Genomic DNA, 15244 nt, shown 5'->3' on the forward strand with positions numbered 1-15244 from the left:
AGAAAAAACTACCGGCCCTGTAGGCCGGCAGTTAAAACACTAAGGAGTTATTAACGTGCGTCGATAGCCGACCGAGCCGCGTTAACCACATCTTCACCAATGCGCGGGGCCCATTTTTCGTAAACGGACTGGGTGGCTTCCACAAAGGCTTGGTACTGTTCATCGGTTAACTCAGTAACCGTCACACCACGCTCTTGAATAGCCGCCAAGCGCTCGCTTTCTTCCTCCCGCGTCATCGCGATTTCCCACTCCCCCGCTTCAATGGCCGTTTCACGCAACAGCACTTGCTGTTCTTCATCAAGCGACTGCCATACCTGCTGGTTAACCGCAAAAATCAGCGGATCATTCATGTAGTTCCAAAGCGTTAAGTGCTCCTGACCCACCTGATCAATACGTGCGACATCAAATACTGAAAGCGGATTCTCCTGCCCGTCAACCGCGCCAGTGGTTAACGCTGGCTGAGCATCTGTCCAACTCATTTGCGTCGGATCTGCGTTAAGGGCAGAGAAGGTATCCTGGAACAGCGGTGAGCCAACCACGCGGATTTTCAGACCATCCAAATCCTCTGGCTGACTAATCGGCCCACGGGAGTTTGACACTTGGCGGAAGCCATTTTCGCCCCAGGCCAGCGGCATAACACCGCGAGACTCAATCGCTGCAAAGACCAACTCACCCGCTTCTCCGCCAGTAACCGCATCCACAGCAGCCTCATCGGGAATAAAGAATGGTAAAGAGAATAAATTCAGTTCAGGAACCTGAGGCGACCAGTTAATCGTCGAGCCTACCGCAGCATCGATTAGCCCCGAACGCATGGCCGAAAACTCACGAGTTTGGTCACCGGAAACCAACTGAGAGTTCGGGTAAACCCGCAGCGTTAGTTCTCCACCACTGCGCTCTTCCACCAACTCCGCCCACTTTTCCGCCGCCTGCCCCCATGGGAAAGCATCAGACAAAACAGTGGAAACTGAGAGTTCACGTGCTTGTGTAGAGAAAGAAGCCGAGAGTAAGGCCGCACCAGCTAAACCTACCGTTAAACGAGCCATAGAGCGTGTCAGCGTCATTATTGTCGATCCTTTTTTATCAGTTGGTATCCAGCGATATCTATTATCTACCCACAGTGTGCTGCTGTTTGCTACAAAATAAGCGCTAAAGCAGGCAACGCTCTATTGTAGGCACTCATGAGTTTAAAGGAAGCCGGTCGTTAGCATTTCGCCGTTAACTGCAGATGGATGAACACCGTGCCATTACGCTGCAGTAGCGCTTACTGATATGCTAAAGCCACTGTTAAATCGTTACCAACGGATATCAACGTGCCACTACGCGACCTGTTGTTAGGCCTATTCGTCATCGCCATTTGGGCGCTGAATATCATTGTCATAAAGGTGGGCGTGGCGGAGCTACCGCCACTACTAATGACGACCCTGCGCTTTGTGCTGGTCGCTGCTCTATTAGTGCCTTTCTACCCTGTCGCTCGAGCTCAGTTGCCTTTTTTGCTCTTACTCTCCTTCACATTTGGCAGCCTACATTTTGCGCTGCTGTTTATCGGCTTAGGCCAAGCAGAAGCAGGCACTGGAGCACTGCTGGTGCAGATGGGCACGCCTTTTGCCACGCTACTGGCGGTGGTGTTTCTTAAAGAAAAACTGGGGGCAAAACGCATCGCGGGGCTGCTGTTCTCTTTCGCTGGCGTTATTGTGCTCGCTGGAGGACCAACGCTGCCCTCACCACTGCCGCTGACTATTCTTTTGTTAAGCGCCTTTGGCTGGGCAGTTTCCCAACTGTTGATTAAGCGCGGTCCGCCTATCGCTCCCTTAGCACTGGCGGGTTGGGTAGCGCTGTTTGCGATTCCTCAGGTCGCGTTAGGGTCTTGGCTATTTGAAACTGGCCAGTGGCAGGCCATTCAGCAAGCGAGTTGGCGCGGGTGGGGAGCGATGACTTACACCGCGGTAATGTCATCAATTGTTGCTTACGGCATTTGGTATGCCTTACTACGCCGCCATCCTGTCAATCGCGTGGTGCCAATGACCTTGCTGGTGCCAGTACTTGCTGTTGGCTTGGGCGCGCTGTTGATGGGCGACAGCCTAGGTATTCATAAGCTGGTAGGCGGGGGGCTTGTGGTAGCCGGTATTGCCCTGATCGTACTCAACGTTGGTAAGCGTCGCCCAGCAAAGCCACTGTAGTACGCCGGTATCGGCACACTATGCATCAGGGCGGCAAAACCCTGCCAAAGCAGGGACTGATACGCAGTCGCCCACCTGGATACCGCGCTCAGCGAAGTAGCCTGCGTTAACCTCCAGCGCGGCATGGTAAGACGCACCGGCTGGGTAAGCGGGGCACTCACGGGGGGTATCAGACGCACAGGGTTGCATGGTGTTGATCGCCACAATGCGCCCTTCTCCGTTAATAAAAGCAATATCCAACGGGATTAACGTGCGGTACATCCAAAAGGCGTTGCCAGCGGGCTGTTCGCTCTCAAACCGAAATAGCATGCCACGCGCTTCAGGCAGGTGCTCGCGCTCCATTAAGCCGCGCTGTCGCTGAGCGGCGGTCTCGGCCACTTCAACGTCTAATCGATGCGGGCCTTCCTGGCTGTGAATCGCCAGCGGCAATGTCGAGGCTTGGCGAGATTCATCAGCCCAAGCGCTCAACAGCGGCAACGGTAAACTCGCCGCTAGTGAAACACCCAAAGACGTCTTCAGTAGCTGACGGCGAGTAACAGTCATGACAAGTTCCTTTTTTGATGAGAGGACATATTAGTAGAAGACTGGCTATTTGAAGACAGGTTATTTGAGGACATATGGCGTGACGACATAGCAACATGTTTTCCTGACATAATATGAATGCCTTCAGCCAGCAGTGACACATATACCTGCTCTCCCAGTGCTAGCTGGTTGCGCCTAGCGGCATGGGTGGCAATATCGAAACGTAGCATATCGCCATGCAAAACACGCAGCGAGATTGAAGTGATACCGCCAAGAACGACCATTTCATGCACAGTAGCGGCCACAGGGTTTTCACGCTCACCCTGTGAAGGTCGACCACGGCGATGCAGCACAATATCGGAAGGCGGTAAGTACCAGGTTACTCTCTCACCCTGCGGCAGATCAGAAAGGCCTAAGGCAACCTCTAAGTAGCGATCCCCCCACTGCAGCCGTTTCTGGCCATTAACACTGGTCACTTCACCCTCGAAAATATTGTGGCGATCTAAAAGCCTTGCCACCAGCGGCGAGGCAGGCCGCCGAAATAGTGCTTCGGGGCTCCCCTGCTGAAGACTTACGCCGTTATGCAGCACGCAGATTTGATCTGCTAGTGCAGTGGCTTCTTCTAAATCGTGGGTAACCAAGATAATGGGAATCGATATTTGCTGACGCAACAGCGCCAGTTCTCGCTGCAACCGGCGTCGGGTCACCTGATCAACAGCTGAGAAGGGTTCATCTAGCAATAATACCTGCGGCTCACGCGCTAAGGCGCGTGCCAGCGCCACGCGTTGGCGCTGGCCGCCAGAAAGTTCGCTGGGAAAGCGCTTTTCCAGCCCCTCCAAACGCACATTGGCAAGCCACTGCTTCGCACGGAGCGTACGTTCAGAGTGGGGAAGATGTCCCAGGGCAAGCTGGACATTCGCTAGTGCAGTAAGATGGGGAAACAGTGCATAATCTTGAAACACTATGCCGATTTTTCGCTGCTGGGGGGTAAGCGAGTAGCGCCGTTCAGTTGCTAACCAAGTGCTGCCCAAACATGCCACATGGCCCTGCCCTGGTTGATATAGGCCAGCGATAGTACGCAGTAACGTGGTTTTGCCACTACCGGACGGGCCCACCAGCGCTAGAAGCTCGCCCGCTGGGCAGCTAAATGCCGCGTCCAGTGGTATCGGACTACGCTGCTTGGCCATTACCTCCAGTCCGCTACCAGTGATCACTTTAGCCACGAACCCACCTGCGCCTGCCTGCAAGCCCGTAGACCAGACCTAGGGTTGTTAACGACACCAATAGCAGCAGCGCTGACATACGTGCGGCCCCCTGCTCATCAAACGCCTGTACCCGATCATAAATAGCAATCGCTAACGTGCGGGTTTCCCCATCAATCGCACCACCGACCATTAAAATCACCCCAAACTCTCCCAATGTATGGGCAAATGTTAATGCGATAGCGGAAAGAATGCCTGGCCATACCAGCGGTAGTTCAATGCGCAAAAAGGTCTGCCAAGGGCTCAGCCCGCTGCACCAAGCCGCTTCACGCAGATTAGTGGGCACATTCTCAAACGCCCGCTGAATAGGCTGAATTGCAAAAGGTAAATTAGCGATTAATGAGGCTAGCAAGATACCGCTAAAAGTGAAGTTGAGCCCGCCCCCTGTGAACGAGGCCCAAACGCTGCCCAAGGGTGCGTCGCGGCCAAATTGCTGTAGCAAATAAAAGCCGAGCACGGTGGGTGGCAACACTAACGGCAACGCCACTAGCGCTTCGCACAGCCCTTTGCCGCGAAAATGTGCGGTAGCCAATGCACGGCCTAACCACACCCCAACGGGCAGCAAAAAGAGGCAGGTCAAGCCTGCTAAGTGCAGCGATACCGAGAGCGCCGTCCAGTCCATCAATCTGTATTAAAACCGTACTGTTGCAAAATAGCCTGCGCGTCTGCTTGCTGAAGCCATGCATAGAAAGCCTGTGCCACCTCTCCTGCCTGAGGTGTAAGTACCATACGTTGACGCAACGGCGTGTGCCACGCTTCGGGAATCAAGACAAACTCACTTCGCTCGCTGAGTGTTGAAGCCAGCACCAAAGAGTTCGCCACTAACCCACCACGGGCATCATCCGACAGGGCAAACTGCAGCGTTTGCGACACATTTTCACCTTGAATACGCAATGGCTCGGTAGTTTCCCACAACCCAGCCTTTTGCAATACCTCTTGGGCAGCAACTCCGTAAGGCGCATGTTCTGGGCTGGCAATCGCGATACGCTGACGCTGCCCCTCCTCAAGTGCGGCAATCGCCTCATGAACACCAGCAAGCGGCGTGTGTGCATCGGGGGGTGGGTACTTTCCTTTAGGCTGCGCCCACGCCAGCCGACCACGGGCATAAATAACGCCCTCGTTATCGACGTGGCCTTCTTGATAAAGCGCTTGTACAAAGGCTTCGTTCGCCGAGAGAAACAACTCAAAGGGGGCTCCTTGAGCAATTTGGCGGCGAAAATTTCCGGAGGAACCAAAATTGAGGCGCAGAGCATGACCCGTTTGCTGAGTAAAGCGTTGCGCAGCCTCTTCCAACGCAAACTGCAGATTAGAAGCAGCCGCAATGATAGGTGCGCCTGCAAACACAGGCGCAGTAACAAACAGTAAACACGTTAATAGCAGGATTCGCATCAATCAGCGCTGCGCTTGCTCAATATGCTGCTCGGTAATTGCCATGATCTTCATGGTGTTGGTGCCGCCATGAGCATTCATATGATCACCTCGAGTCAGTATCACATGATCGCCAAGCTTAACAACACCCTGTTTGACCAGCAGCGTCAGTGCTTCGTCATTCAACTCTGTGGCACTCATAGCTGAGGTATCAAACGGCAGTGATACCACACCACGATAAAGCGCCATACGGCGTTGAGCAATGGGGGTGTGGGCAAGTCCTACAATAGGCAAGCCTGAACGAATACGCGAGGCAATTAGCGGTGTATAACCCGAGGAGGTCATACAGGCAATCGCAGTAACGCCTTTCATATGATTGGCAGCATACATTGCCGAAAGTGCAATGGTTTCGTCTGGCCGCGAGAAGCCTTCATGAATACGGTGTCCTGACTCTTGGGCAGTTTTCTCACGTTCGGCGCCTAAGCATACTCGTGCCATCGCCTCAACGGTTTCCAGTGGGTAATCACCTGCAGCCGTTTCGGCGGAAAGCATTACCGCATCACTGCCATCCAGTACTGCGTTGGCAACGTCGAATACCTCTGCGCGGGTAGGCAGAGGCGCAGAAATCATGCTTTCCATCATTTGCGTGGCGGTAATCACAGCGCGGTTAAGCGAACGCGCGCGCTTGATCATGCGCTTCTGCACGCCGACCAACTTGGCATCGCCAATCTCAACCCCTAAATCGCCACGCGCCACCATGACCGCTTCTGATGCTTCAATAATGCCGTCAAGGGTTGCCTCATCCGCTACGGCTTCAGCACGCTCTACCTTGGCAACTAAGCCAATATCTTTACCTGCTTCACCGAGTAGACGGCGCGCCTCTAACATATCTTCCGCATGCCGGGGGAATGAGATAGCAAGGTAGTCGACACCAATTTCAACAGCGGTTTTTAGGTCAACTTTATCTTTCTCGGTCAACGCGGGAGCAGAAAGTCCACCGCCCTGTTTGTTAATACCCTTGTGGTTGGAGAGCTTACCGCCCACAACCACGTCGGTGTGTACCTGTTGGCCATCTACTCGTGTGACATCCAGTACCACACGACCATCATCTAGCAGTAGGCGGTCACCGGTCGTCACATCTTGCGCCAAGGTTTTGTAGTCGCAGCCCACTTGGTGCACATCGCCCGCATCACCATCAAGCGCCATATCGAGAATAAACGGCTGGCCCTCTTGAAGAACCACAGCGCCCTCTTTGAAACGCGCGATGCGAATTTTAGGGCCTTGAAGGTCACCCAGCGCCGCGACACTTCGGCCCAGCTGAGCAGCAATTTCGCGCACGCGCATTAAGCGTCGACGATGATCATCCGCGGTGCCATGCGAGAAATTTAAACGCACCACATCAACACCCGCCGCTAACATGGCTTCTAAGACACCTTCCCGGTCGCTGGCGGGGCCCAGGGTGGCGACAATTTTAGTACGACGGATCGAAGAGAAGTGCAGTGCGTTCATAATTTTCCTAATTATTAATAGAATGAGAATAAAAACTTAATAAACGTTCATCAGCGTGGGGACAACTACCTCTGGCGCGTCACCATTTACAGGGCAACTACTGTGCCAATGCCTGCTGGATGAACATCTCGCAATGCTGTCGTGCAGGACGGTTTTGCATCCCCGCCCAGTAGTGTTCGAATTCAGGACGGCGTGGAAGGGTTCCAAACTGCATTCCCCATCCAATGTGGGAACCGACATAAACATCGGCGGCGCTAAAAGCATCACCAGCGATGTAGCGGCGTCCATTGACGGCCGCAGCCAGAGCCTCAATCACCGTCGCAAAGTCGCCAGAACCTAGCCGCATCCGCTGCTCTGCATTAGGTTGGAAGCCCAAGCTATTAAGCGAGGCAGCAGCTTCTAGCGGCCCAGCAGCGAAGAATAGCCAGCGATAATAGTCGTCTCTTGCTGAAAGCGGCGGTGCCAAACCCGCCTCGGGGAAGGCATCGGCAAGATAAGCACAGATAGCGGCAGCCTCCGTGACCACTCGCTCACCGTGGCGAATAGCCGGCACCTTGCCCATCGGGTTGATGGCTAAATAGTCTGGCGAATGCATTGTGGCCCCGTACTCCAGGACCACTAAGCGATAAGGCACACCAAGCTCTTCAAGCATCCAGTGCACAATGCCTCCCCGCGAAAGGGGATGCGTATAGAAAACCAGTTCGTCAGACCGTTCGGCGGCTGGCTCGCAAAGCGTTGGGGGAGGTAATTGAGCGCTAGGCGGGAGCACATAGCCTTGGCCTGGTTCACTAACAATCTCGACCCCAACGGCTCTAAGCACAGCAATATCTTTGTAGAGAACACTCAGCGGTATACCTAGCGCTTCAGACAAATCCGCACCGCTGACTGGATCGTCGTAGTGACGCAGCATTTTGAGTAGTTTTGGCAAACGGTGGGCTTGTGACATGCTGGTCTCCTACGCGCAATGTGCGCTCTATTTTTCTCGTTCAGTCAAAAGCTAACCTGAGCAAGATGACAACCGTATGCTGTTAGCGCAAGTTATTCGCCTAGAGTAACGGTAATATCAAGCGAGTACTCATCGCAGTTATTGCCATCACCTCCCCTATCTACCACTAAAAACTCGCCCTCACGCTCAAGCACCGACTGAATAGCATGCCAGGTGCCTGCCCGATAATTGACGCCCTGACGGCCATCAGTAACAAACGCGCGTACATCTGCAGCGTTAATAGTGTCGCCAGGGGGGGCTACCACCACAATAAAGCGCTCTTGATGCAGCGGCATAAAGGCCTGGCTACCCTGAGGGTGGCGCTCTAAGAAAGTTAATTCCAACGGTAACGTAATCGGCTGGCTGACAAAAATATTAATCAGCGTATGGGCGTTGTCACCTAGCGTTTCTACACGTGCTAGGTCGTGGTGACGCTGGGTACGACCTGCATTAATGGGAAACGACGCCGACGTACGGGCATCTATCACATCGCCGAAAGGCGCAAACGCCTCAGCTGTTAGCGGTTCGGCTATCAATTTAATCATTATAAAATCCTAAAATAGGCTGCTTCTCCGGATAACAACACAGCGAAGCAGCCAACGCCGGAACTTATATACCAGAACTTATATACCAGAACTTAACCGCCTGAGCTCAATGCTAGAGCTTGAGTGCGGCGTGGCGGTTGACATCTTTGTACAGTAAGTAGCGGAATGGCCCTGGGCCGCCGGCGTAACACGCTTGAGGGCAGAATGCGCGAAGCCACATAAAGTCGCCAGCCTCTACCTCAACCCACTGCTGGTTAAGGTGATACACCGCCTTCCCTTCCAACACATAAAGCCCATGCTCCATCACGTGAGTTTCATCAAAAGGAATCACGCCACCTGGCTGAAAAGTCACGATATTGACGTGCATGTCATGGCGCACATCAGCAGGATCAACAAAGCGCGTGGTTGCCCAGCGACCTTCGGTTCCCGGCATTTCGAGGGGAGCAATGTCTTGCTCATTGGTGACAAAAGCCTTCGGTACGTCTAGCCCCTCCACAAACTGATACGCTTTACGCACCCAGTGAAAACGTACGGGAGCAGATGACTCATTGCGCACTTGCCAGTGGCTACCTGGGGGAAGAAACGCATAGCCACCGGGGCGCATCGTGTGGCGCTCACCCGCCAGAGTAAGCGTTAACTCACCTTCCACAATGAACAGTACGCCTTCGGCCTGGGGGTCTAGCTCCGGCTTTTCACTGCCGCCCTCAGGCTGTACTTCCATAATGTATTGAGAGAACGTTTCAGCAAAGCCTGAAAGCGGACGCGCCAGCACCCATAACCGAGTGCCTTCCCAGAAAGGCAAGTTGCTGGTGACGATATCGCGCATCACGCCTTTGGGAATCAACGCATACGCTTCTGTGAACACGGCACGGTCAGCGGTTAGCTGTGTTTGTGGCGGATGCCCCCCCGTAGGGGCGTAGTAAGGAGACTTATTCATTATTTTGCCTTTTAGCGGGTTGGAGCGGGATGATGTTCTGCCCAGTGACGAGCAATATCCACACGGCGTGCTACCCATACGCGATCATGGGCCTCGATATGGTCTAAAAAACGCTGCAGCGCGCGGAAGCGTCCAGGACGCCCTAATAGCCTGCAGTGCATACCAATAGAGAGCATTTTTGGCGAATCATCGCCCTCCGCGTAAAGCACATCAAAGGCGTCACGCAGATAGGTAAAGAAGTGATCCGCGGTATTAAAGCCTTGCGGGGCAGCAAAGCGCATATCATTAGTATCTAAGGTATAGGGCACAACAAGGTGATTATGCTCACTACCCTGACTATCGGTCACAGAGGTCCAGAATGGCAGATCGTCACCGTAATAGTCGCTATCGTAAAGGAAACCGCCTTCGTCTAGCACTAAGCGCCGGGTATTGGGGCTATCGCGCCCGGTGTACCAGCCTTGTGGCTTCTCACCGTAAAGACGCTGGAAAATCTCCATGGCTTTCTGCATGTGCTCTCGCTCAACGTGCTCGGGCACTTCCTGATAGTGAATCCAGCGGTAGCCGTGACAGGCAATCTCGTGACCTAACTCTTGAAATGCCTGGGCGACATCAGGGTTACGCTCCAGCGCCATGGCAACGCCAAACACCGTGAGAGGCAAATCACGCTTTTCAAATTCACGCAGAATGCGCCACACCCCGGCGCGGGAGCCGTACTCGTAGATAGACTCCATGCTCAAGTGGCGATCCGGATAAGCCGGTGCACCGATGATTTCCGACAGGAACTGTTCGGAGCCTGAGTCGCCGTGAAGGACGCAATTCTCCCCGCCCTCTTCATAATTAAGCACAAACTGAACAGCAATTTTCGCCTTGCCTGGCCAATTAGCATGAGGGGGGGTACGACCATATCCCACCAGATCGCGAGAGTAAGCATTCGATGGTCGATTAGATGAATGAGGCATTCAACGGCTCCTTTTATACGATTGTAGATAGCGGGTTGCAGAGCATTTTATTGAAATTAAAGATCTACAATACAGAAAATAATTGTATACAAAATAGCGACTTTATAGAACAACCGCAATCCAATAACCGCTTAATTAGCTGAGATGGTTAGCATTTTATAGTAGGCAAGTCGCTAACCTGTTGAAACCTGAACATTTGGTCAAGCAATGCTGGTACTTAAACCGCATAAAAAGGCTTGCGATCCACGCAAAACCGCCCTATTTTCGTATACAAGATGCTCAATTTTGTCTACCAGCGAGCGATTCAACATGCATATACGCATTATCAATCCAAACACAACAGCCTCAATGACGGCTGCCATTCATCAAGCCGCCCAGCGGCAGGCAGCGGCATCAACAACGGTTACCGCCACCCAGCCTGATGCGGGACCGGTGTCCATCGAGAGTCATTTTGACGAGGCCATTAGCGCGGTAGGCGTTGCCGAAGAAGTTCTTAAAGGAGAGCGTGAAGGCGGCATCGATGCTTACGTGGTGGCCTGCTTTGGCGATCCTGGTTTACTCGCAGCCCGAGAGTTAACCCGCGCGCCTGTCATCGGCATTGCGGAAGCTGCCTTTCATTTAGCCACGCTGGTCAGCACCCGCTTTTCGATTGTAACGACGTTAGGACGCACTGGTATTATTGCAGAACACTTACTTGAGCAGTATGGGTTCCGCCACCACTGTCGCCGCATACGCGCTGCAGAAATTCCGGTTCTCGATCTTGAACATCACCCTGATGCCGCCTTTACCCGCATTGTCGAAGAGTGCTGCCGCGCCCGCGATGAAGACGGCATTGGTGCCATCGTTTTAGGGTGTGGCGGAATGGCCAATTTAACGGAAGAGATCACCCGCGAGGTTGGCTTACCGGTGATAGAGGGCGTTAGTGCCGCATTAAAGCTTGCAGAATCGTTGGTTAGCCTAGGTCTCCACACCAGCAAACATGGCGACCTGGACTACCCGCGCCCGAAAGCATTTACCGGCAAGTTCTCTGCACTCTCCGACCTTCACCTCCCCTTACCCAGGTAAATATCACTAAAAAACACGTAGTAGCCATGACTTAAAAGAATGACCTTAAAAGCAGATCCTAAAAACAGATCTTAAAAACAATAACTTCAAAAATAACTGTACTCCCGTTAGCACGCCATGCCGCAAGCATCGCTTGGGCGCGTAATGCGCTCAAGCTGCCAATAACACCGACAATCTTGCGAGGACGGAAACATGAGCAACTCCAACCCTGCTCTTACGTCAGAAGAACCTCCCGTTGCGAACACCGCAATAGCTGACAAAGCCATCGGCGCAGAAAGCCTAGCACCGCAAAGCACGCGAATCATGGGGCGAACGTCCTACTTTTTAGCCTGGTTTGGTGGATGCGTCTCAATTGGTACCTTTGCCATGGGTTCAAGCGTGGTGGGCACCTTAAACCTACTACAGGCAACACTCGCTATAGCGATTGGCTGCTTTGTAATCGGTATTGCGCTGGCAGTTAATGGCGCAGCTGGCTACAAATATGGCATTCCCTTTATGGTGCAGGCGCGTAGCGCCTTTGGCTTTACCGGCACCCGCATTCCTGGCTTGGTAAGGGCTGTGCCAGCGGTGGTGTGGTACGGCTTTCAAAGCTGGATAGGCGCAGGCGCGCTCAATATGGTGTCTGCCACATTGTTCGGTTTCGATAATCTGATTTTCTACTTTATTACCTTCCAATTTTTGCAGATTGGTTTGTCAGTACTGGGCTTTCAGGGGATTAAATGGCTTGAGAATATAGGCAGCGTCTTTATTTTGCTTTCGCTGATGTATATGTTCTACGCCACGGTGCAACGCTACGGCGATGAGCTGTCGGCCAGCATTTTGACCATGGAAGGCTCTTGGGGCTTGCCGTTCTGGAGCGCTACCATGCTGTTTCTGGGCATTTATAGCACCATGATGCTGAATGTTAGCGACTATTCACGAGAGCACAAGAAAGGCACCCGCCAAAGCTTATTAACAACGATCTATGCCATGTCTATTCTGCCCTGTACGCTGTTTATGGGCTTGATTGGCTACATGGTGTCAGAGGCGACAGGCACAGCAGACCCCATTCAGGTATTTGCTAACGCTGTAGACAACACGCCCCTGCTAATGACCACACTGCTATTCATCGCCTTTGCACAGGTAACCACGAATGTACTGAATAATGTGGTGCCCCCCACCTACGTATTAATGGACGTATTCAAACTTAAGTTTCCGGTCGCCACCGTTATTGTAGGCCTACTGGCATTTGCCACTTTCCCATGGAAACTTGTTCAGCCTGAGTCGGCTGCTGGTCTGCAGCTATTCGTACAAACGTACTCTGCGTTTCTTGGGCCTATCTTTGCCATTCTCGTCGTCGATTACTACATCATCCGCCGTCGCACACTGGACATTAGTAAACTATACGACCCTTCTGGCCCCTATCAAGGCGTCAACAAAGCCGCCTTAATTGCCACGGTAGTCGGCATTGTGGCCGCGCTGACATTCTCTTCGGTCTCATGGTACGCCAGCCTTATTCCTGCCGGGTTGACCTATTACCTACTGATGAAGCATTGGCCTGCCTGCCAACGTTTTACCCAGTAACCATGATGCGTGTCTGCCTGCTCGCTGTGCGTAGCAGGCAAACGTTTCCGACAAGAGAGCGTTAACCATGAATAAGCAGCCGTCCAGCAGTGATCTCGATATAAAGCAAATTGATCCCACTCTTTACAATGAAGATCTTGCGCCCTTAAAGCCCCAAGACCGTAACTGGGGCGCGTTTGAAATCTTCAACGTGTGGTCGAATGATATTCAAAGCCTGTTTGGCTACACCTTAGCGGCATCGCTGTTTCTGTCCTACGGCCTGAATGGCTGGGCAGTGATGGCAGCCATCATTCTTGCCGGGGTCATTGTCATGTTCCTGGTCAACCTAACCGGCAAACCAAGCGTCAAATATGGCATCCCTTTTCCTGTTATGGTTCGCGCCAGCATGGGGGTACGGGGGGCTAACCTGCCAGCGTTGTTACGCGCTATCGTTGGTATTTTTTGGTACGGCGTACAGACTTACTTTGCCTCAACGGCAGTGGCGCTGCTCATCACAGCCCTGTTTGGGGCTGACAATGGCAGCACTTTTCTGGGCCTTTCTGGGGTCGCTTGGCTGTCTTTCGTGATTGTTTGGTTATTTCAAATTGCCATTTTCTGGCAGGGCATTGAGCGTATCAAACACTTTCTAAACTGGGCTGGGCCGCTGGTTTATGTGGTGATGGTCGTACTGATGATCATTGTATGGTTCCAGGCCGGAAGTGAACTGCTACCCGCAGTGAGCACTATTTTTAGCGGTAGCGGTGAGCAAAGTGGCAGTAGTCTTGGGGCGTTTCTAGCAATTGTTGGCACCATGGTGGCCTACTTTGCAGCGGTAGTGATTAACTTTGGCGATTTCACTCGCTTTGTCAAAACCGAGCGCCAAATGAAACTTGGCAACTTGCTGGGCTTGCCACTAAACGTCGCATTTTTCTCGTTTATTGCGCTAATCATTACGGCTGGCACATTGGTACTGTTTGGGGATGCGCTGACCAATCCCGCCGACATTGTTGAGCGTGTTGATTCACTACCATTGACCATTGTGGCTGCCCTCACCTTCTTCGCGGCCACTGTAGGCATCAACCTGGTCGCTAACTTTATTCCACCGGCTTACGACTTGGCCAACCTGTTTCCCAGCAAAATCAGTTTTAAAATAGGTGGCCTGATTACCGCAGTGATTGCCTTCTTTGTCGGTGCGCTATGGATTTCGGTGATTAGCCAAATCGGCGTACCCGGCTTCGTTAACGCCTTAGGTGCCATAGTAGCGCCGTTTTACGGCATCATTGTGGTGGATTACTACCTGATCAAACGCCAACACCTCAATATGCAAGAGCTATTCTCTTCAGCGCCCAGCAGCGCCTACTACTACGTTAATGGCTGGAATAGCCGCGCCTTGATTGCTTTCGGCGGTGCAGCGTTATTCTCGCTCTCTACGGTCATCGTGCCCGCGTTCGAAAGCCTTGGCGGCTTTGGTTGGCTGATTGGCGCAGGGTTAGGTGGGCTGTTCTATTATGGTTTAATGCGCCAGTTTAAGGCCGTCCCAGCACCTGCGATGTAAGCACTCACACAGCATTAAACTTCCTACCTTCACAAAAAAGCCCAGGCCTAAAGGCCTGGGCTTTTTCACTGCTTATATATGACTACTTAACCTGCTTAACCACCAAAAATCTGCTGCAGGTCTGGCACATTCTCTTCTTCTTCAACCATCGAAAGTGAGGCTTCAATCGCTTTGAGATGGCGGCTCATAAACGCTTTCGCACGCTCGCCATTGCCCGCTTCTAGATAGCCGATCAAATCATCGTGATCGTGGGATTCGCAGCCTAAGTGGCCACGATGACCGTAAACCGCCAGAATCAACGACGAGCGTGAGCACAGACGCTCAACAAACTCAGCAAGCGTTGCGTTACCCGAAAGCTGGGCAAGGCGCACGTGAAAGTCAGCAGACAGGCGGATAGCGATGCTCTGTTGGCCATTGCGCAGCGCTTGACGCTCCTGACGAGCCATTTCCCGTAGTTCAGCGGCTTCTTTCTCTCCAATCCGCTTTGCTACATCAGGCATTAGCCCACACTCAATCATCTGGCGTGCGTCGAACACATCCTTGGCCTCTTCGGCGGTAGGCCGTGTTACGCTGGCTCCCCGACGTGGCGTGAGCGTTACCAACTGTTCTAATGCTAAGCGTTGCAAGATTTTACGAATACCGGTACGGCTGATACCAAAGACGTCTGACAAGGCGTCTTCGCGCAGCCGAGCCCCCGGTTTTAGCCGCTGCTCTACAATGGCATCGCTAACCGCGCGATAGATTGACTCGTGACGCTCCTCGCCTTCTTTTTCTGCGGGTCTTTGCTTTAACGCCGCCTGCGCATCACTCATAGGATC

At 52.9% G+C, this 15244-nt stretch carries 15 protein-coding genes; 4 read left to right on the forward strand and 11 right to left on the reverse strand.

Going from position 1 to position 15244, the window contains the following annotated elements; translation table 11 throughout:
• Positions 1-50: 50 nt before the first annotated feature.
• Entirely contained in the window at positions 51-1061 is a 1011-nt protein-coding gene (locus J4377_RS14425) for a DctP family TRAP transporter solute-binding subunit (RefSeq protein ID WP_120386408.1), read from the reverse strand.
• Between the two features lie 249 nt (positions 1062-1310).
• Between J4377_RS14425 and J4377_RS14430 the strand changes: the two genes are divergently transcribed.
• Entirely contained in the window at positions 1311-2177 is an 867-nt protein-coding gene (locus tag J4377_RS14430; protein ID WP_038477861.1) for a DMT family transporter, read from the forward strand.
• A gap of 18 nt (positions 2178-2195) precedes the next feature.
• Here the strand turns inward: J4377_RS14430 and J4377_RS14435 are convergent, their stop codons facing one another.
• The 9 genes from J4377_RS14435 to puuE form a co-directional block, all read right to left on the reverse strand.
• Positions 2196-2720, reverse strand: a complete 525-nt coding sequence (locus J4377_RS14435) for a DUF192 domain-containing protein (protein ID WP_038477864.1) — start codon at positions 2718-2720, stop codon at positions 2196-2198.
• Positions 2717-3922, reverse strand: coding sequence for an ABC transporter ATP-binding protein (locus J4377_RS14440; protein ID WP_253486025.1), 1206 nt, complete (start codon positions 3920-3922; stop codon positions 2717-2719). The genes J4377_RS14435 and J4377_RS14440 overlap by 4 nt, the downstream gene beginning before the upstream one ends.
• On the reverse strand, positions 3915-4583 hold the full coding sequence (modB, locus tag J4377_RS14445) for a molybdate ABC transporter permease subunit (RefSeq protein WP_253486026.1): 669 nt from the start codon (positions 4581-4583) through the stop codon (positions 3915-3917). The genes J4377_RS14440 and modB overlap by 8 nt, the downstream gene beginning before the upstream one ends.
• On the reverse strand, positions 4583-5350 hold the full coding sequence (gene modA, locus J4377_RS14450) for a molybdate ABC transporter substrate-binding protein (RefSeq protein ID WP_198348915.1): 768 nt from the start codon (positions 5348-5350) through the stop codon (positions 4583-4585). Before modA ends, modB begins: the two co-directional genes overlap by 1 nt.
• A 3-nt stretch (positions 5351-5353) precedes the next feature.
• Positions 5354-6838 (reverse strand): pyruvate kinase, encoded by a 1485-nt coding sequence (gene pyk, locus J4377_RS14455; RefSeq protein WP_253486027.1) that lies wholly within the window; start codon positions 6836-6838, stop codon positions 5354-5356.
• Positions 6839-6935: 97 nt separating this feature from the next.
• Entirely contained in the window at positions 6936-7784 is an 849-nt protein-coding gene (locus J4377_RS14460) for a glutathione S-transferase N-terminal domain-containing protein (protein ID WP_120386404.1), read from the reverse strand.
• A gap of 92 nt (positions 7785-7876) precedes the next feature.
• Positions 7877-8368, reverse strand: a complete 492-nt coding sequence (locus J4377_RS14465) for an ureidoglycolate lyase (protein WP_038477881.1) — start codon at positions 8366-8368, stop codon at positions 7877-7879.
• Positions 8369-8480: 112 nt separating this feature from the next.
• Entirely contained in the window at positions 8481-9305 is an 825-nt protein-coding gene (locus J4377_RS14470; protein ID WP_038477883.1) for a bifunctional allantoicase/(S)-ureidoglycine aminohydrolase, read from the reverse strand.
• An 11-nt stretch (positions 9306-9316) separates the two neighbouring features.
• Positions 9317-10264, reverse strand: a complete 948-nt coding sequence (gene puuE / locus J4377_RS14475) for an allantoinase PuuE (RefSeq protein WP_038477885.1) — start codon at positions 10262-10264, stop codon at positions 9317-9319.
• A 309-nt stretch (positions 10265-10573) separates the two neighbouring features.
• Here puuE and J4377_RS14480 point away from each other — a divergent pair, with 309 nt between their 5' ends.
• From J4377_RS14480 to J4377_RS14490, 3 genes are all read left to right on the forward strand, one after another.
• Complete coding sequence (locus J4377_RS14480) at positions 10574-11329, forward strand: aspartate/glutamate racemase family protein (protein ID WP_038477886.1); 756 nt, start codon at positions 10574-10576, stop codon at positions 11327-11329.
• Between the two features lie 192 nt (positions 11330-11521).
• The gene (locus J4377_RS14485; protein ID WP_038477887.1) at positions 11522-12892 is read left to right on the forward strand and encodes an NCS1 family transporter; all 1371 of its coding nucleotides are present in this window, start codon (positions 11522-11524) and stop codon (positions 12890-12892) included.
• A 67-nt stretch (positions 12893-12959) separates the two neighbouring features.
• A complete protein-coding gene (locus J4377_RS14490) occupies positions 12960-14426 on the forward strand; it encodes an NCS1 family nucleobase:cation symporter-1 (RefSeq protein ID WP_038477890.1) in 1467 nt (488 codons plus the stop codon).
• Between the two features lie 95 nt (positions 14427-14521).
• Here the strand turns inward: J4377_RS14490 and J4377_RS14495 are convergent, their stop codons facing one another.
• Positions 14522-15238 (reverse strand): GntR family transcriptional regulator, encoded by a 717-nt coding sequence (locus tag J4377_RS14495; protein ID WP_038477893.1) that lies wholly within the window; start codon positions 15236-15238, stop codon positions 14522-14524.
• Positions 15239-15244: the final 6 nt, after the last annotated feature.

The organism is Halomonas sp. XH26, assembly GCF_024138895.1.
GTDB classification, from domain to species: domain Bacteria; phylum Pseudomonadota; class Gammaproteobacteria; order Pseudomonadales; family Halomonadaceae; genus Vreelandella; species Vreelandella alkaliphila.